Here is a 15804-nt window from a genome sequence, read left to right on the forward strand (position 1 = left end):
CTATCTCATGGCTCGGGCGTTTCGTGAGGTGGATCAGAAGTTGTAGGTGATCGGCCACTCCTCGATGGTCGGCAGGGTGGCCCCGTAGAACGCGAGGATGCCCTCCTCACGCCCGCACTTGGCGCAGACGATGGTCCGATTGTCTGCGCGGCTGAGGGCGCACCTGCCCTTGGGCATCTTGCTCGTGCAGCGCGGGCAGGTGGTCGCCGTCTTCGGCTTGGTGGTGGGCTGGGTCGCCATCACTTCACCGTCCGCAGGGTGTTGGCGTGGCCGCAGACCAGCAGGCCGCGCGTGCAGTCCTGGTGGTTCATGCAGTGGTTGCCGTTGCTCGGTCCGCCGCAGGGGCCGTGGCCGGTGTCCTTGAACTTGCACTCCATGTCGTCGTTCCTTCGTTCGTCGTTTTGGTTGCGTTCTGCAACTAACGACGAAAGTACGCGGCGAGTGCGGTGGTGTACACCTACTCACATGGGCGCGTTTGGTTTACGTTGTCCGTAGACGACGACGGGCTCGCCCTTCCCGAGCGAGTTCGCGACGTTGGCCCCGAGTGAGCGGAACGCCGTGACGTTGTAGAAGCTGGTGCCGCCGTCCTCGTACTCCCGCGTCCTCGGGTTGAGCCGGCGCACGGTGGACGCGAGCCGGAAGGCCGCGAACGGCACTCCCAGCTTCGTCGTCCGGGACTCCGGATCGGCCACCAGCCGTCCGGTCACCGTGATGTAGGACTCGTTCATCTCGCTCACCTCATCTGTGTCATGTCCTGGGGTCGGACACCACTGTGGCGAGGAGGGCACGGCGGGGCGACGGCACGAGGCGCCACCTGTGGACAGCCGCGCGAAACGAGACGACCGGTGGACGAGCGCTGCCTCAACGGCGCCGGTTCTGCTCCGCCCGGTCGAGCGACTCACGGGTCAGCCGGTGCCGATCCAGCACAGCCCGGACCGGGCCGACGATCCGCTCGGCCGCCACCCCGGAGACCTTCTCCATGAGGCGGGCACGGATCTGCTGACCCCTGCGACGGGCTCCCCGACGCCCGAGAGCACGGGCCAGGGCGGCCAGGCCCAGGCCGAGCAGCAGCCCGCCGACGAACATCAGCAAGGGGTAGGGCAACGGACCCAGCCGGGGGGTGTCGAGCTCGGGCAGCGCGAGCCACCCCATCACCACGAGCACCGCGAGCCAGAGGAAACCGAGGACCGCGACCAGGGCCAGCACGAGCTGGGCCGCCCCGAACAGCTGCCACCATGCGGGCGCCCGCATCTTCAGGGACGTGCCCACGACCGCCTGGTCGAGCGCGTCAGCAAGTTCCGGACCCGGCGGGGTCGCGGCGTCGGCGACCGCCTCGGCCCAACGGCTGGGGAGTCCCTCGGCGGCCTGGTCGCCGACTCGACGGGTGGCCAGCTCCACGGAGGAGCGCGCAGCCGGGGTGGGCGGCGGCAGCGACGAGCGGCCGAGCACGGTGCGGACGTCACCAGCCGTGACGGCCAGCTTCTCCTCCACCGCGTCGCGGGTGTTGAGCCGCAGTCGCTTCATGGGATCGGGGCGCAGCGCGCGGACCCACCGGGTGAACGGCCACCCCGTGCGTCCCCATGCCTGGTTGCGGTAGTCGCGCTCGACCGCCGCCACCACCGTGGGGATTCCTGCAGCCCGGGAGAGCGCGTCGACGAGCTCGGCGTCCACCGTGTCGGCCAGGGTCGGCTCGCTCGCCGCCACTCCCCCGCGCAACGTCGTGGCGCTGGCTGACACGTCGGCGAGCAGGCGGTGCTGTGCGGCGTTCTGCGCAGCCACCGCGGTCGCGAGCCGCATCCGCAGGTCGTCCACCCCGATGCCGCTGGTGGCGGAGGTGGTGATGACCTGCACGCCGGCGATCCCGTCGTCGGCGGCGAGCCGGGTCAGGTCACCGCGGATCTGGCCGGTCGCCTCGCCGGTCAGGCGGTCGGACTGGTTGAGGACGACCACCGTGACGGCGTCGTGGGTGGACAGGGCGCGCAGGTAGTCGTCGTGGAGCCGTGCGTCGGCGTACTTCTGCGGGTCGGTGACCCACACGAACACGTCGACCAGCTCGAGCACCCGCTCGGACTCGACCCGGTGGGCGAGGACGCGCGAGTCGAAGTCGGGTAGGTCGAGGAGCACGAGGCCGTCGAGCGTCCACGGTGTCTCCCTGGTCGCGTCAGTGGCCCGCGGCGACACATGGTGGCGCTGGGCCACTGACAGCCAGTCCAGCAGCTCGGTGGCGTCGTCGTCGCCCCAGACCGCAGCCACCGGCCGGGAGGTCGTGGGGCGCCGCGCGCCGACGACGGCGACGTCGGCGCCGACCAGCGCGTTGAAGAGGCTGGACTTCCCCGAACCCGTGGCCCCCGCGAGGGCGACGACCGTGTGGTTGCCGGCCTTGGAGATCCGCTCGCCGATCTTGTCGACCACGGCGCGCGCCGTGGCCACGGCTCGGGGGTCGAGTTCGGCGCCACCGGCCTCCAACGCCTCCTGGAGGGCGCTCGACCTGGTGGTCAGCTCCTCGGCGTCCACCGCCTTGACCTGCCTGGTGCCCATCTTCAACGGGCTCATCGAACCGCCTTCACCGCTGCTGCCGCGTCCGCCAGGCGTTGCGCCTGGCCTTGCTTGGTCTCCACGTGCTCCAGTGCCCGGTCGTAGCGGACCCGCTCCGCGGCATACAGCTCGTGCACGTGCTCGATCAGGCGCTTGCGCGCCTTGGTCGCCATGTCTCGCACGGCCTGATCGCCGAAGATCGCCTCGAGGACCTTCTGGGCCAGGACGGCGGTGCCGCCGGCGATGCCGACCTCGGCACCGACCAGCCCACCGGTGTGCGCGAACGCCACGAGCATGAGGATCACGCCGATGCCGTTGAGCCCGTATGCCGCGATGCGGGCCGTCGTGCGACGGTCCTTGCCCTCGCCGCGGACCAGCTCGAGCACCTCGCCCTGCCAGTCGCGGACCAGGCGCTCGGTGCGCGGGGCGAGGTCAGGGGACGCCTTGGCGAGCTCTGTCGACCCGTCGAGCAGCGCGTCGCCACCCGGGAGCTTGCGCCACTGGCGGGCGGCGGTCGCGGCAGCCCCCTGGCCCTGGGCGTTGATCAGTGCCGCGACGCCGGTCTGCAGCGCCTCGCCCAGGTCTCCCGACGGCGGGGCCTGGCCCTTGAGGGCCGCGGTGATCCGGTCGCGGACCTTGGAGATGGTCGACTCGACCTGCTTGAAGAACTCCCCGGTGCCGACGTACTCCTGCCAGCGGGCCAGCACCTCGCCGCGCAGGAGGGTGCCGTCGGTCATGCCGTGCTCGACGTTGGCGAGCGCCTCGCGGTAGGCCGCGTCGGACTCCCGGTGCAGGGCCGCCACCGCCTGCTCCTGGTGGTGGGTCGCCGCCACGAGCACCCTCGTTCGCTCCTCGAGGCTGCCGAGCGCGCCGTCGAGGGTCTGCTTGACGATCACCGCGCGGGCCCGGGCGTCGCTGGCGAGGGCGGTCAGCCACGAGCGCAGCCGGGCCACGTCGGTCTCGGGCAGGCGCCCCTCCGAGGTCAGCGTGGCCTCGGGGATGCCGAAGATGGGCGCGGTGGACAGGCCCTGCTCGCGCAGCATCGACGCGAGGTGGCTGCGGATGTCGGCCATCGCCTCGGGGGGCACCCGGTCGAGGACGATCGCGACCGCCGTGCCGCGCTCCGACGCCTGGCGCAGCAGGTCCCACGGCACCGCGTCGGCATACCGCGCAGCGGTCGTGACGAAGAGCCAGAGGTCGGCGGCGGCGAGCAGCTGCGCGGCCAGGGCACGGTTCGCGCTGACGACGGAGTCGATGTCGGGGGCGTCGAGCAGCGCCATGCCCGGCGGGAGGGAGCTCGAGGAGACGAGACGCAGGGCGTTGACCCCATCTGCCTCGCGCGGCACCCCGGTGACGCGGCTCAGGCCCGGCAGGACCCGGTCGTCGGAGAACCACCGCTCGTCCTGCGGGTGGTGGACCAGCACCGGGGTCGTCGTCGTGGGGCGCAGGACCCCCGACCGGCTGACCTCGGCGTCGACGATCGAGTTCACGAGCGTCGACTTGCCCGCTCCCGTCGACCCACCCACGACCGCCAGCAAGGGCGCGTCGAGCGAGCGGAGTCGGGGGATGACGTAGTCGTCGAGCTGCTTCAGGAGGGCGTCACGGGTGGCCCGACCGGTCATCACGTCGGGGACCTCGAGAGGCAGCTGGGCCTGTTCGACCTGCTCACGGAGGGTCGTCACGGCGCCCAGCATGGACACGGCGTCGTCCCTGGAAATCACACCGCAAGCCTAACGAACCGAACGAGCGCCACTGCACGCGACAGACCCGACCGGAGGCATGCGTTCGACAAATAAGGCCTAGAAGCGGCGGAAGTAGTCGTCGTACCCACTGGCGGTCGAGCCGTCACCGCCCACGTCGCGCGGGTGGAGCCGCTCGACGGGCTCGATCAGCTCGACCCCGTCGAGGGTGAGGTCGTCGACATTGGCGTCAGGGGCGGGCCGCCGGCGGCGCGGCTGGCGGACCGGCTTCTCCACCACCTCGTCCGGCGCCTCGAAGTCGACCGGGAGCCGCAGCCACCAGAGGGCCGACACCGACAGCAGGAGGAGGCACAGCACCGGGAGGGTTGCTCCGGAGAGCAGCACCTCCGTGAAGCCCGGTCCCGGGTTGAAGGTGACGGTGCCTTCCTCGGGCGCGGTGGGGTCGCCGTGGATGAGGGCCACCACGACCGCCGCCACGACGACCAGGGCGTGCAGCGCAGCGGCGACCCAGAGGGCGAACACCTCCCAGCGCAGCACGGAGGCGTGGCTGACCGGTTGCGCGAAGTGCAGGATGCCCAGGAGCGCGAGCACCAGGAGGGTGGCGACGACGCCCCCGATGGGCGCCTGTCCGTAGCCGAGCCCGTACATGGCGAACTGCGTCACGCGGTCGAGGAAGGAAGGCCCTTCGGGCGTGGGCTGACCGTTGGGCCCGAACGCCTGGCTGGTCGACTGGTAGACCTGCCAGCTCAGCCACACCGCCCCCACCAGGCCCACCGCGGCCGCCGCCTCGAGGAGCCGTGCGGTCACGAACCAGGTGCGCGGCGGTGTCCAGTCGACGCGCAACGACGACAGCTGCATGGCGGCCCCTTCCTCCTCGCGCCAATCTAATCCAGTGCCGCCCCCACGGCAGTGCCTGACGACAGAATGGCCTGCCGACCGGATGGCCTGCCGACCGAATGGCCTGACGACAGAATGGGCGGATGCGCATCTTCGTCGCCGTCGTGCCTCCGGAGGCCGCCCTCGACCACCTCGGGGAGTTCCTCGACCCCCGTCGTGACGCCGGGCCGGACCTGCGCTGGACCGACCCGAGCCTCTGGCACGTGACCACCGCGTTCATGGCCGAGGTCCCCAGCCGGCTGGTCGACCCCATGGTCGACGGCGTGGCGGAGGCGGTCGGGAGTCGCCGCCCGGTCACGCTCCGCATCCGTGGTGGCGGCGCCTTCCCCAACCCGTACGACGCCCGGGTCACGTGGATGGGCGTCGACGGGGAGCCTGACGAGCTGGAGTCGTTGGCCGGCCTGGCCCGCGCCGTCCGTCGCGCCTGCAGCCAGGTCGGCGCGAACCCCGAGGGCGGCCCGTTCACGCCGCACCTGACGGTGGCCAGGTCGCGCCACCCCTTCGAGGCGACCCGGTGGTTGCGGGTGCTCGACGCGTATGCCGGGCCGGTCTGGACCGCGGACGAGGTCACCGTCTTCGCGTCGCACCGCGGTGAGGGCAAGGGCCGACCGCACTACGAGCCCATCGCCGTCGTGGAGCTCTCCGGCTGACGTGTGGATGGCGCCCCCGGCAGGACTCGAACCTGCGACCCAGTCATTAGAAGTGACTCGCTCTATCCGCTGAGCTACGGGGGCAATGCCGCAGAGTCTAGGACGAGTTGGCGGTCGGTCCGGCTGTCGCCAGCTGACGCAGGCGACGCAGGGCGAGCTCGGCCAGAAGGGCCGCGCCGTCGGGCACCACGGAGTCGTCGAAGTCCGCCCGGGGTGAGTGGTTGTCAGGCGCCGAGGCGAAGTCGGTCGCCGGGCAAGCACTGAGGTTGACGTAGGCGCTCGGCACCTGCTGCCCGACGAAGGCGAAGTCCTCCGCCCCCATCTCCGGGTCGCGCTGGTGGACGTAGCGGTCCGGCCCGAACAGGTCGACGATGGTGTCCTTCGCGAACGCGTACTCGCTCTCGTCGTTGATCGTGACGGGGTAGCCCGGGAGGTACTCGACCTCGGCGGTCAGGCCGTGGGCCTCGGCGAGACGGGCGGCGAGCAGCTCGATCTTCGCCGCCATCGCGGCGCGGGCCTGCTCCGACAGGCTGCGCAGCGTCGCCTCGAAGACCGCGTCGTCAGGGATGATGTTGTCCTTGGTGCCGCCGACGAACTTCCCGACGGTGATGACCACCGGGTCGAAGACGTCGAACTGGCGCGTGACGAGGGTCTGCAACGCGACGACGATCTCGCAGGCGACCGGGATGGGGTCCTTGGCGCGGAACGGCTGCGACCCGTGACCGCCCTCGCCGACGACCCGCACCTTCACCTCGTCCGCGGCCGCCATCAGTGGCCCGGGACGGCCGAACCAGGTGCCGAGCGGGTGCTCCGAGGAGAAGACGTGCAGGGCATAGGCGGCATCCACCCGTCGCCCCGCGACGTCGAGGAGCCCCTCGTCGATCATCGGCTTCGCCCCGCCGGGGCCCTCCTCTCCCGGCTGGAACATGAACACCACGTCGCCGTGGAGCTCGTCGCGCAGCTCGTGCAGGATCCGGGCGGCGCCCACGAGTCCCGCGACGTGCAGGTCATGGCCGCAGGCGTGCATGAGCCCTTCGTGCTCGGAGACGAAGTCGAGCGGCAGGTCCTCGGTCACGGGCAGCGCATCCATGTCGCCGCGCAACAGGACGACCGGGCGTCGCGCGCCGGCCGGGTCGCCCTCGGGAGCGGGGTGACCACCACGCCCTCGCAGGACGGCGACGACGGACGACAGCGACTGGCCCAGCGTGATCTCGAGGTCCAGCCCGTCGAGGGCCTCGAGCACTGCCTGCTGGGTGAGCGGGAGCGACATCCCCAGCTCGGGCATCCGGTGGAGGCGGCGACGGAGCGCGATCAGGTCCGGACCGAGGGCGGAGGCGAGTTCGAGGGAGCGCACGGCCTGCACGCTAGTACGCGCCGAGGAGGTCCCGGCGGCTGGCGGTGATGGCCTGCAGGAGCTCGCGTTCGGTCTCCAGCGCTCGGGTGTCGGCGGCGCTGTGGTGCATCCGGGCCCGCAGCAGGGCCAGCTCGCTCGCCGAGTCCTGGAAACGTCGCATGGAGCGCAGCATGGCCCGACCCCCTGTCGTGCGGGCCCACACCCGCGCCGACCGCCGGCCGCTCATGGTGGACAACATCTGCACCTCGCTGGGCGACAGCCAGCCCGCGTCGGCGTACTCACTGAGGTGGCGACCGATGAGACGACCCTCCCGCCGGCGTGCCCAGACCACGAGGGCGACGAAGCCGACGAAGATCGGCACCTCGACGACGAGGTAGACCGACAGCATCCCCGCGCCGCCGGTGATGGCGGCCAGGTTCCACAGTGCGTGGGACAGCACGGCGAGCAGGTAGCCACCGACCGGGGCCAGCACCTTGAGCCCGCGGTGCCGGGTCGTGGCGGCGATCCCGATCCCGATCCCCGTCAGGACCGTGAACATGGGGTGGGCGAAGGGGGTGAACAGGCAGCGCGCGATGAAGGTGCCGGTCAGGGCAGAGTCCCCGCCGTCGCTGTAGGCCATGCCGAGGTACTGGATGTTCTCGGTGAACGCGAAGCCCGCCGCGACCACGCCGGCGTAGACCATGCCGTCGATGATCCCGTCGAACTCACGGCGCCGGAACCACCAGATCAGCAGCACGAGCAGGCCCTTCGACGCCTCCTCCACGAGGGGCGCGGAGAAGACCGCCGTGGCGAGGAGCGCATCGTCCTCGTGGCCGGTCGCCGCCTGGAAGGCGATGTTGGCGCCCGTGTTGAAGACGCCGGCGATCAGGGCGGCGACCAGCGAGCCCCAGAGGAAGGCGGTCACGAGGTAGCGGACCGGCTCGGCCTCGAACCGGTCCAGCCACAGGAAGGTCGGGATGACGATGCCGAGCGGGATGGCGGCGAGCACCACGGCGAGGAGCGTCGTCACCAGCCCCAGGGTGCCCCCGTAGTACACGGCGAGCACGACGGCCGCGAGGCCGAACCCCACGACGATGACCCCTGCCAGGAGCCACCCGCGAAGCCGGCTCCGGCCGGAGGTCGCTGGCCCGGTGCCGACGGACTGCGGCCCGCCCGCGGGCGGTGCGCTCGCGGCATACTCCTGGCCCTGTCCCCACGTCATGCCGGGAAGGGTAGTCGAGGAGGCCAACGGGAGGAGGTGACGCGGGCGCCGCCTGTCACAGTGGGGCAATAAGGTGGCCCGGTGACTGCCACCCCCACCGACCGCTCCGTCAACGACCGCATCGTCTGGATCGACTGCGAGATGACCGGGCTCTCCCTGGAGACCGACGCCCTCATCGAGGTCGCGGCCCTCGTGACCGACTTCGAGCTCAACCAGCTCGGTGACGGCGTCGACGTCGTGATCCGTCCCCCGGACGCGGCCCTGGCGCAGATGGACGACTTCGTCCGCGACATGCACACGACCTCGGGCCTGCTCGAGGAGCTGTCCGGCGGCACGACCCTGGAGGACGCCCAGACGCAGGTGCTCGCCTACATCCGGGAGTGGGTGCCCGAGCCGCGCAAGGCCCCGCTCGGCGGCAACACCGTCGGCACCGACCGCAACTTCCTCGCCCGCGACATGGCCGAGCTCGAGGCCCACCTGCACTACCGCATCATCGACGTCTCCTCCATCAAGGAGCTGTCCCGTCGCTGGTACCCGCGGGCCTACTTCGGCTCGCCCAAGAAGTCCGGCGGGCACCGCGCGCTCGCCGACATCCGCGAGTCGATCGCCGAGCTGCGCTACTACCGCGAGGCGGTCTTCGTCCCGCCGCCCGGCCCGGACAGCGACACGGCCAAGGGCATCGCCGCCCGGCACGTCGTCGACCACGGCTGACCACCTCCCCAACCAACAGGCCGTATGCCGCAGCCTCGCCGGCCGAGTCCACCTCACCTGCGCGGGGTGGTCACGAGCACCGCTCCGGAACAGGTACTATTGGCGTCGCTTCCGCGACCGGCACTGTCCGGTCGCGACGCATGGTGGGCGTAGCTCAGCTGGTAGAGCACCGCGTTGTGGTCGCGGGGGTCGCGGGTTCAAGCCCCGTCGCTCACCCCACACCGAAGGCCCCTGACCGAGATGGTCAGGGGCCTTCGTCGTACTTCTGGACGTGGTGTCACCAGCCTCGCCCCGGGAGACTGGCGGCATGGCCGGCTGTTGTGACCCGCACGGGTTCGACGAGGTGTTCAGCCCGCGGTTCGCCCGCAAGCAGGCGAGGCGCTACCGCAAGCGCGGGCTGGGCAGGGCTGAGCGCGACATGGTGGAGTTCCTCGCCGCGCAGGGGCTGGCCGGTGCGACGGTCCTCGAAATCGGTGGTGGGGTGGGCGAGATCCAGCTGGAGCTGTTGCGCCGTGGGGCCTCGCGCACGACCAACCTCGAGCTGGTCACCTCCTACGACGGCGTGGCCGACGAGCTGGCCCGGGAGGCCGGCCTGGCCGACCGGGTCGAACGCCGGCAGCACGACATCGTCGAGGCCCCCGACGAGGTAGAGCGCGCGGATGTGGTGGTGCTCCACCGTGTTGTGTGCTGCTACCCCGACTACGAACGGTTGCTGGGAGCGGCTGCCGACCACGCCGGACGCCTCCTGGTCTTCAGCCACCCGCCGCGCAACCTCGCGAGCCGTGCCTTCGTCGCCACCCAGAACGCCGTCCTGCGCCTCACCGGTCACCGGTACCAGTCGTTCGCCCACCCGCCGGAGGCGATGCTCGCCGTGCTGCGGGACCGCGGGCTCACCGCCGTGCACACCCACCGCGGTCCGGTATGGCGCGTCGAAGGGTTGGAGCGGCGGGTGGCCTGAGCCCCGGGTCGCTGGCGTCGGGAGCCGACCGGTCGGGCAGGATGGTCGGGTGTTCATGGACTCCGAGGGCAAGCGCCGGGTCATCAGGATCGGAGTGTGGGTCGCCATCGTCGGCCTGCTGCTGGGGGTCCTCAGCTCGCTGGTCATGGCGACCGGCGCCGATGCCCACGCGGCCCTGAGGTCGATCTCCCCCGACGACGGCTCGACGCTGACCGTCGCGCCCACCACGGTGGTGCTGACGTTCGACGAGCCGATCGGCACGAGCTTCGCGACCGTCAGCGTCGCTGGTCCCGCTGGCTCGGTCTCGACGGGCAGGGCGGCGGTCGACGGGGTGACCGTCACCCAGGCCCTCATGGCGGGCCTGCCGAACGGCCGCTACACGGTCTCTTTCCACGTCGTCAGCGAGGACGGCCACCCGGTCTCCGACCGCACCACGTTCACGGTGGCCACCCCCACCGCCGCCCCCCTTCCCGGCACCCCCGTGACGCCGTCTAACTCGACCACGAGTGAGCCGGCCACCGGCGAAACGACCACGACGCCCCCCTCCGCCCTGGCCGCAGACGAAGGCGAGGGAACCGGTCGCGCGGTGCGGATCGGCCTGGCCTTCGGGGTGGCTGCCCTCGCCCTCGCCGGGGGCACCGCCCTCGTCGCCGCCACCCGGCGCCGAACCAGCGAGTGACCCGCGATTGATCGGGCGAATGCCCCGTGGCGTCAGCCGATTTCACCCGCCCCGCATCGTCCTGCTAAGGTCTCTCCTCGCGCGCCATTAGCTCAATTGGCAGAGCAGCTGACTCTTAATCAGCGGGTTCGGGGTTCGAGTCCCTGATGGCGCACCATTGGTGCAGGTCAGCGCGTTGGGCTTTCGGGCCGAACTCGACTTTCCCCCGGTAAACCCCCCGGTTTTGGCTCCATCGGGTACTCACCCATGGCCTGCTCGAGGGCTTCGGCGGCCGCTGGGTTCTTCGCACGCCGTCCCATGTAGACGTCCTGGGTCAGTGAGGGCCTGGCGTGGCCAAGTTGGTCGGCAATCTGTCGGGCAGACTGGCCGGCGTCGTCGAGGATCGTCGCTGTCGTCTTCCGGAAACTGTGCGATGTAATCCACGCGAGGGCGTCCCCGTCCGTACGTTGCGACGCCTCAGCCGCGACAGCCAGAATCTGTGCACGTTCACCGCCGCTGATCCCGTAGTGGTCAGCCAGCGCGATGACGTCATCTACGTCGAGCCGAACGCGACCCGTCTCCAAGAGCTCGATGCGGGTCCGGGGCCATGTCATGGCTTCGGCCACGTCGTTGCGCGACCGCCGCGTGGCTCTGCGGGCTCGCATCAGGGCGACTCCGAGCTGCTGACGCGCCTCACTTGCCATCGGTGCCCGCGCACGACGCAGATCACGTCGGACGTTGTTGGGGTCACGGAACCGCCCGAGTGCGTCGCAGAACACGGGCTCCTCAGGCCGGACCCCCTGCTGCCACCGGCGCATCAGCATCTCGAGACACCAGGAGGGAAGCTTGAGCACTCGCTCCCCCGCAGCAGACTTCGTGCTGACCCGGAGCAGCCCTTCGCCCCTGATCCGGGTCACCTGATGGGTTATCTCGATCTCGCCAGCCTGCAAGTTGACCTCCGCCCACAGGATGCCGAGCGCTTCACCGATCCGGACGCCCGTGGCCAGCAGGAAGGTCGTCAGGTCAGGTAGGTCCGCTTCGGCCGCCTTCGGGTCCCGTGCGAGCATGGCGAACCAAGCCCTCCTCTCGTCCTCATCCAGAGCCCTTGGCCGCCTCTTCGGCTTGGACGCGATGGTGTCAACGTCTCGGACTGGATTGGTCGGGATGGCGCCGTGCCGCACAGCCAAACCAAGGACGCCAGAGATGACGGTTCGGCTGGTTCTGGCCGTGGGTGGACCTACGCCCTTCTTGATCGAGCCGACCACTTTGTCGACTAGCGGTGTCGTGATCTCCCCAAGCCGCACCCCCGCAATAGCGGGAAGAACGTGGTTGTCCAACTTCTGCCTGTAGGTGTCCCGAGTTCCTGGAGATCGCCGACCGTCGGCAACCATCTCGGTGACATTGGCTAGCCACAGCTCGGCGGCAACTGAGAACCGGTCTGTCGACTTGAGTGAGGCGACGTTCCGAGACTGGACGCGCTCACGCAACTTCTTCAGCAGACGGGTCTGCGCCGCCGATTTGGTTTTGCCCTCGGCCTGAACCTCGCGACTGATGCCGTCGAAGTCGCGGTACAGCGCACGAGCTCGATAGACCGGCTGCTTGCCACCTGCGGTCGGAGCACGTTTGGTCACCCAGATCTGGCCCCAAGTTCCGAGCTCCAATGACGCTCGTGCCATGGGTCGCCTCAGGAAGCGAGTTGCTTGCGGTCTTCGACCCAAGCAACCACGTCATCGGGCACATACCGGAGGTGCTTCCCGACCCGCAGGCTCGGCGGTCCGTGCTTCTCCAGGCGCCACTTGTAGAGCGTCTTGACGGGCACCCCCAGGTACTCCGCCACCTCTTCAGTGCCCCACAGGGGCCGCGGCTTGGGCGTCTCTGCCTTGAGATCCATGGAGCTCTCCATTCCCGTCGCGTCGCGCTCGTGGTCCAGCGCGACCCCTGATAGGACAACGAGAACGAAGGGGCACTATGGGGATTCCGGGCGCACCACGTTCATACTCCGGACGGTGCGGAGCCTCTCTCAGCCGTAATGTCGGAGCACAACGGAGGCACAAGACCGACCGTGGTCGACCGCCTCCGGCACGGCAAAGGGCCGATAAGCCTCTCATTGCGAAGGCAGCCAAGGGCTGACGCAAGGGGAGGCAGTGTGCTTAAGGCGGGGCGATCGAGTGCATGCGGTGCACCGCGTCGGAGTCCCGGAGCATGTCATCGAAGGTCGTATCTTGCGGACCATCCACCCGGTCGGCAACGGTGCTCTGCTTCGGGGCCTGGCCAAAGCCATCGAGCGGCCCCTCGCGCAGCGCGACGGTGCGGAGAAGCTCGCGGGTGACTCATCGGGCTCATTGACTCGGGCCTCCTGCACTGGCCAGCCAAGCACTACTACGGCTAGCCGAATGAGAAGTCACCGATCTGCTCCCCGGCCTGTGATCCGGGACTGAGAGAGCACCGGCGCAGAGCATGTGAACAGATCGACTGCCGAGAAGGCAAGGATCCGACCTGCTCGATTCCCATGATGGCGACTCGCTATGGAACCGATCGCCCGCTCACGCCGCGATCAGCTGGGGCGCGGATGTCAGTGCGTTGCGCGTTTCGGGTGCAGATGGCCACCGCAGGCGGACTCGGGCCGTGACCTGCGCTTTGTCGCCACCGAGCGGGTCCTGCGGTCCCATTCAGGCGTAGCCTCCAAAGCAGACGTTTCGCACGGTTGACCGCCTTTGGCGGTAAACCCCTCCGGAAGGGGCGGCTACGTCACAGCAGGGAGCCGATGGTGGCACCGTCCCGAACGGGGTGCGGGATGGTGCCGACCGGCCCCGTCCGGAGAACCGGCGTCGCACCCATGATGGGTACCGACACGAGGCGTTCTTCTGGGATGGCGATGAGCAGTTCGTGGCCGGAACGGTCCCGTTCATCAGGGAGGGTCTGGCAGCGGGGCAGCCGGTCCTCGCCGCGGTCACCCCGGGCCGCATCGCGGTGCTGCGGGATGCCTTGGCCGCTGACGCGGCAGGGGTCGAGTTCGTCGACATGGCTCAACTGGGCGCCAACCCGGCGCGGATCATCCCGGCGTGGCAGCGTTTTGCCGACGACCACGTTGGGCAGCCGGTGCGCGGCATTGGTGAGCCGATCTGGGCCGGCCGCCGCCTGGCCGAGCTCGCTGAGTGCCAGATGCACGAGGCGCTGCTCAACATGGCGGTCGACACGGACACCCCGCTGTGGCTGATGTGCCCGTACGACACCACGACGCTGCCGGACGACGTGGTCGCCGAAGCGCATCGCTCCCACCCGGTGGTGGTCGACGTGCAGACGCACCGCGGCAGCACCACCTATGGCGGAGCCCATCACTTGGGGAAGATGTTCAAGACCGACCTTCCCCAGGTCCAGGTCGTGGTTTCCCATCGCGGCTTCGATGGCGACGACTACGCGGCGGTCCGCGCCGACGTCCGTGCGCACGCCGCGTCAGCGGGACTGACCCTCGATCGGACCAACGACCTTGTCCTGGGCGTCCACGAGGTGGCCGTGAACAGCGTCAGGCACGGCCGCGGCGCAAATGAGCTACGCATCTGGGAAGAAGACCACTCGTTGGTCTGCGAGGTGCGCGGAGGCGGCCTCATCACCGACCCGTTGGTCGGGCGCCGCCCGCCATTGCCCGCGAACGAGCACGGCCGCGGGCTGTGGATGGCCAACCAGTTGTGCGATCTGGTTCAGGTTCGCTCCGGCAAGGCCGGGACCACGGTCCGGATCCACACCTGGCTGTAGTCGATTCGCCGCGGGAAGAGGGTTCCAAGTCCCATCCGTTCTTCTGCGCGAACTCAACCCTGAGGCATTCCCAAGCGACACTCTGCGATGTCTGGGAGAGGGTGCCAGGCCCTCCCCTGCTGGTTGTTGCCAGCGGGGGCAGCACATTTCTGCCCAGCATCTTGCCGAACCAGCACGAGCGTCGCCCGCACGACGTCCGACGTCAGTAGGCGACCCGCGGTAGCGACACCGGCGGACGAGCTCCCTACCTCGTCGGCTCCACGATGTGGACTTGCCGTTCCTTTGCCTTTCGCTGCCGCAATCATTACGTTCGCCAGCCCCCGCAACGCGGTTCGTCGCGTGGCCGGATTTGCTGGTCGATTGGTCGCGTCGAGCAGCGCCGTGAAAGACGTGCGTGAGCAAGGGGGGGCAGATGTCCGCGGTATCAGTTCATGAGGGCACTCAGGCGCCTGGCCGCAGTCGCGCAGTACGCCCCGTCGCTGATGCTCCGAGGTTGCTGCTGCGCGACGACGCAGCCCCGACCGCGGACCTCTTCGCGTCGCTGGCCGAACGCGGCGCGGCTCTGGTTGACCGACAGCACGAAGTGCTGGAAGGCCTGCAGCACCGCGAGGAGGACCCCGAACGCCTCGCAGTCTGTTCAGACTCGACCACCTCGCCGCCCAGCTTCGCCGCAACAGCAACGCCGCACTCGTCCTCGCCGGACTGCCCACCGTTCGCAGCATTCATGCACCGAAAGTGCTCAGCGAACTCGCCTACGCCGCGGTCTCAGAGGTCAACGGGTACCAACGCGTGACCGTGGGAGCCTTTCCGACCCGTCGCGTGCAGGCACACGTCGCATCGGACCTCGTGCACATGATGGGCGATCTCCTCGAGAACGCTTTGGCCGTCTCGCCCCGGTCCGGCGGCGTTTGGGTGCGCGGTGAACGACCCACGTCCGCAGGAACCATTTCCCCCACCTTGGTCAGGGTCGGCGACAGCGGAACGGGTGCGTCGGATGCCGCCCTGGAACGCCTCAACGACATCGTCGGCGGGCGAGCTCCCCAGGTCGGGACCGGCTCCGGAGTCGGCCTCGTCGTCACCCGCGAGATCGCCCACCGGCACGGGCTGACCGTCCGGTTCGGGCGGCTGGTAAGCGGAGGACTGGTCGCGACCGTCTCGCTGCCCGACACGCTTTTTGAGCCCCCGCATCAAGGAAATCCCCTCCAACAGGTTTGACGACCCGATCATTTCGGTGAGTGCGACCTCACCAGATCTTCCGCCGCAGATCCGGTGACGTTTTCAGTAGCCGGTTCGCCATCTACTGACAGGGAGGGCTCGGGCAAGGCGGTCCAACTTTGCAAACCCGTTGCACACAAGGCTCCGGTCTGGTTCGCCTGGGCCCTCTGCT

17 protein-coding genes and 3 tRNA genes are annotated in these 15804 nt (G+C 69.7%); 8 read left to right on the forward strand and 12 right to left on the reverse strand.

Annotated elements, in window-relative coordinates; translation table 11 throughout:
- Positions 1–33: 33 nt before the first annotated feature.
- The 6 genes from AC1DX8_RS17055 to AC1DX8_RS17080 form a co-directional block, all read right to left on the reverse strand.
- A complete protein-coding gene (locus AC1DX8_RS17055) occupies positions 34–240 on the reverse strand; it encodes a hypothetical protein (RefSeq protein WP_477631140.1) in 207 nt (68 codons plus the stop codon).
- Positions 240–377, reverse strand: a complete 138-nt coding sequence (locus AC1DX8_RS17060; RefSeq protein ID WP_477631141.1) for a hypothetical protein — start codon at positions 375–377, stop codon at positions 240–242. The genes AC1DX8_RS17055 and AC1DX8_RS17060 overlap by 1 nt, the downstream gene beginning before the upstream one ends.
- Positions 378–461: 84 nt before the next feature.
- Entirely contained in the window at positions 462–728 is a 267-nt protein-coding gene (locus AC1DX8_RS17065; protein ID WP_477631192.1) for a single-stranded DNA-binding protein, read from the reverse strand.
- A gap of 133 nt (positions 729–861) precedes the next feature.
- Positions 862–2553 (reverse strand): GTPase, encoded by a 1692-nt coding sequence (locus AC1DX8_RS17070; protein WP_477631142.1) that lies wholly within the window; start codon positions 2551–2553, stop codon positions 862–864.
- Positions 2550–4256 carry a dynamin family protein gene (locus AC1DX8_RS17075; RefSeq protein ID WP_477631143.1) on the reverse strand — a complete coding sequence of 569 codons (1707 nt, stop codon included), beginning with the start codon at positions 4254–4256 and terminating at the stop codon, positions 2550–2552. The genes AC1DX8_RS17070 and AC1DX8_RS17075 overlap by 4 nt, the downstream gene beginning before the upstream one ends.
- A gap of 78 nt (positions 4257–4334) precedes the next feature.
- Positions 4335–5093: a hypothetical protein gene (locus tag AC1DX8_RS17080; protein ID WP_477631144.1), complete on the reverse strand. Its 759-nt coding sequence runs from the start codon at positions 5091–5093 to the stop codon at positions 4335–4337.
- A gap of 122 nt (positions 5094–5215) precedes the next feature.
- Between AC1DX8_RS17080 and thpR the strand changes: the two genes are divergently transcribed.
- The gene (gene thpR, locus AC1DX8_RS17085; protein ID WP_477631145.1) at positions 5216–5782 is read left to right on the forward strand and encodes an RNA 2',3'-cyclic phosphodiesterase; all 567 of its coding nucleotides are present in this window, start codon (positions 5216–5218) and stop codon (positions 5780–5782) included.
- Positions 5783–5790: 8 nt separating this feature from the next.
- Here the strand turns inward: thpR and AC1DX8_RS17090 are convergent.
- From AC1DX8_RS17090 to AC1DX8_RS17100, 3 genes are all read right to left on the reverse strand, one after another.
- Positions 5791–5866 (reverse strand) — tRNA-Arg (locus AC1DX8_RS17090).
- 13 nt (positions 5867–5879) lie between these two features.
- Complete coding sequence (locus AC1DX8_RS17095) at positions 5880–7136, reverse strand: M20 metallopeptidase family protein (RefSeq protein ID WP_477631146.1); 1257 nt, start codon at positions 7134–7136, stop codon at positions 5880–5882.
- A 10-nt stretch (positions 7137–7146) separates the two neighbouring features.
- On the reverse strand, positions 7147–8337 hold the full coding sequence (locus AC1DX8_RS17100; RefSeq protein ID WP_477631147.1) for a PrsW family intramembrane metalloprotease: 1191 nt from the start codon (positions 8335–8337) through the stop codon (positions 7147–7149).
- Positions 8338–8418: 81 nt separating this feature from the next.
- Between AC1DX8_RS17100 and orn the strand changes: the two genes are divergently transcribed.
- The 5 genes from orn (at position 8419) to AC1DX8_RS17125 (ending at position 10842) form a co-directional block, all read left to right on the forward strand.
- A complete protein-coding gene (gene orn, locus AC1DX8_RS17105) occupies positions 8419–9048 on the forward strand; it encodes an oligoribonuclease (protein ID WP_477631148.1) in 630 nt (209 codons plus the stop codon).
- A gap of 143 nt (positions 9049–9191) precedes the next feature.
- Positions 9192–9267: transfer RNA gene (locus AC1DX8_RS17110), tRNA-His, on the forward strand.
- Between the two features lie 88 nt (positions 9268–9355).
- Positions 9356–10006 (forward strand): class I SAM-dependent methyltransferase, encoded by a 651-nt coding sequence (locus AC1DX8_RS17115; protein WP_477631149.1) that lies wholly within the window; start codon positions 9356–9358, stop codon positions 10004–10006.
- A 55-nt stretch (positions 10007–10061) separates the two neighbouring features.
- Positions 10062–10685 (forward strand): copper resistance CopC family protein, encoded by a 624-nt coding sequence (locus AC1DX8_RS17120; protein ID WP_477631193.1) that lies wholly within the window; start codon positions 10062–10064, stop codon positions 10683–10685.
- 81 nt (positions 10686–10766) lie between these two features.
- Positions 10767–10842 (forward strand) — tRNA-Lys (locus AC1DX8_RS17125).
- A 10-nt stretch (positions 10843–10852) separates the two neighbouring features.
- On the opposite strand, the gene AC1DX8_RS17130 is transcribed toward AC1DX8_RS17125, so the two are convergent.
- Both AC1DX8_RS17130 and AC1DX8_RS17135 read right to left on the reverse strand, forming a co-directional pair.
- Positions 10853–12325 (reverse strand): site-specific integrase, encoded by a 1473-nt coding sequence (locus tag AC1DX8_RS17130; RefSeq protein ID WP_477631150.1) that lies wholly within the window; start codon positions 12323–12325, stop codon positions 10853–10855.
- Between the two features lie 23 nt (positions 12326–12348).
- Positions 12349–12555: a helix-turn-helix transcriptional regulator gene (locus AC1DX8_RS17135; RefSeq protein WP_477631151.1), complete on the reverse strand. Its 207-nt coding sequence runs from the start codon at positions 12553–12555 to the stop codon at positions 12349–12351.
- Positions 12556–13451: 896 nt separating this feature from the next.
- Between AC1DX8_RS17135 and AC1DX8_RS17140 the strand changes: the two genes are divergently transcribed.
- Positions 13452–14417 carry an anti-sigma factor RsbA family regulatory protein gene (locus AC1DX8_RS17140; protein ID WP_477631152.1) on the forward strand — a complete coding sequence of 322 codons (966 nt, stop codon included), beginning with the start codon at positions 13452–13454 and terminating at the stop codon, positions 14415–14417.
- A gap of 424 nt (positions 14418–14841) precedes the next feature.
- Here the strand turns inward: AC1DX8_RS17140 and AC1DX8_RS17145 are convergent, their stop codons facing one another.
- A complete protein-coding gene (locus AC1DX8_RS17145) occupies positions 14842–15021 on the reverse strand; it encodes a hypothetical protein (RefSeq protein WP_477631153.1) in 180 nt (59 codons plus the stop codon).
- Positions 15022–15206: 185 nt separating this feature from the next.
- Between AC1DX8_RS17145 and AC1DX8_RS17150 the strand changes: the two genes are divergently transcribed.
- On the forward strand, positions 15207–15632 hold the full coding sequence (locus tag AC1DX8_RS17150) for an ATP-binding protein (protein ID WP_477631154.1): 426 nt from the start codon (positions 15207–15209) through the stop codon (positions 15630–15632).
- Positions 15633–15804: the final 172 nt, after the last annotated feature.

Source organism: Pedococcus sp. P2_A3, assembly GCF_056405035.1.

Coding starts and splice junctions, on each gene's coding strand:
- AC1DX8_RS17055 (WP_477631140.1), bottom strand. CDS start 240: ATGGCGACCCAGCCCACCACCAAGCCGAAGACGGCGACCACCTGCCCG.
- AC1DX8_RS17060 (WP_477631141.1), bottom strand. CDS start 377: ATGGAGTGCAAGTTCAAGGACACCGGCCACGGCCCCTGCGGCGGACCG.
- AC1DX8_RS17065 (WP_477631192.1), bottom strand. CDS start 728: ATGAACGAGTCCTACATCACGGTGACCGGACGGCTGGTGGCCGATCCG.
- AC1DX8_RS17070 (WP_477631142.1), bottom strand. CDS start 2,553: ATGAGCCCGTTGAAGATGGGCACCAGGCAGGTCAAGGCGGTGGACGCC.
- AC1DX8_RS17080 (WP_477631144.1), bottom strand. CDS start 5,093: ATGCAGCTGTCGTCGTTGCGCGTCGACTGGACACCGCCGCGCACCTGG.
- thpR (WP_477631145.1), top strand. CDS start 5,216: ATGCGCATCTTCGTCGCCGTCGTGCCTCCGGAGGCCGCCCTCGACCAC.
- AC1DX8_RS17100 (WP_477631147.1), bottom strand. CDS start 8,337: ATGACGTGGGGACAGGGCCAGGAGTATGCCGCGAGCGCACCGCCCGCG.
- AC1DX8_RS17115 (WP_477631149.1), top strand. CDS start 9,356: ATGGCCGGCTGTTGTGACCCGCACGGGTTCGACGAGGTGTTCAGCCCG.
- AC1DX8_RS17120 (WP_477631193.1), top strand. CDS start 10,062: ATGGACTCCGAGGGCAAGCGCCGGGTCATCAGGATCGGAGTGTGGGTC.
- AC1DX8_RS17135 (WP_477631151.1), bottom strand. CDS start 12,555: ATGGATCTCAAGGCAGAGACGCCCAAGCCGCGGCCCCTGTGGGGCACT.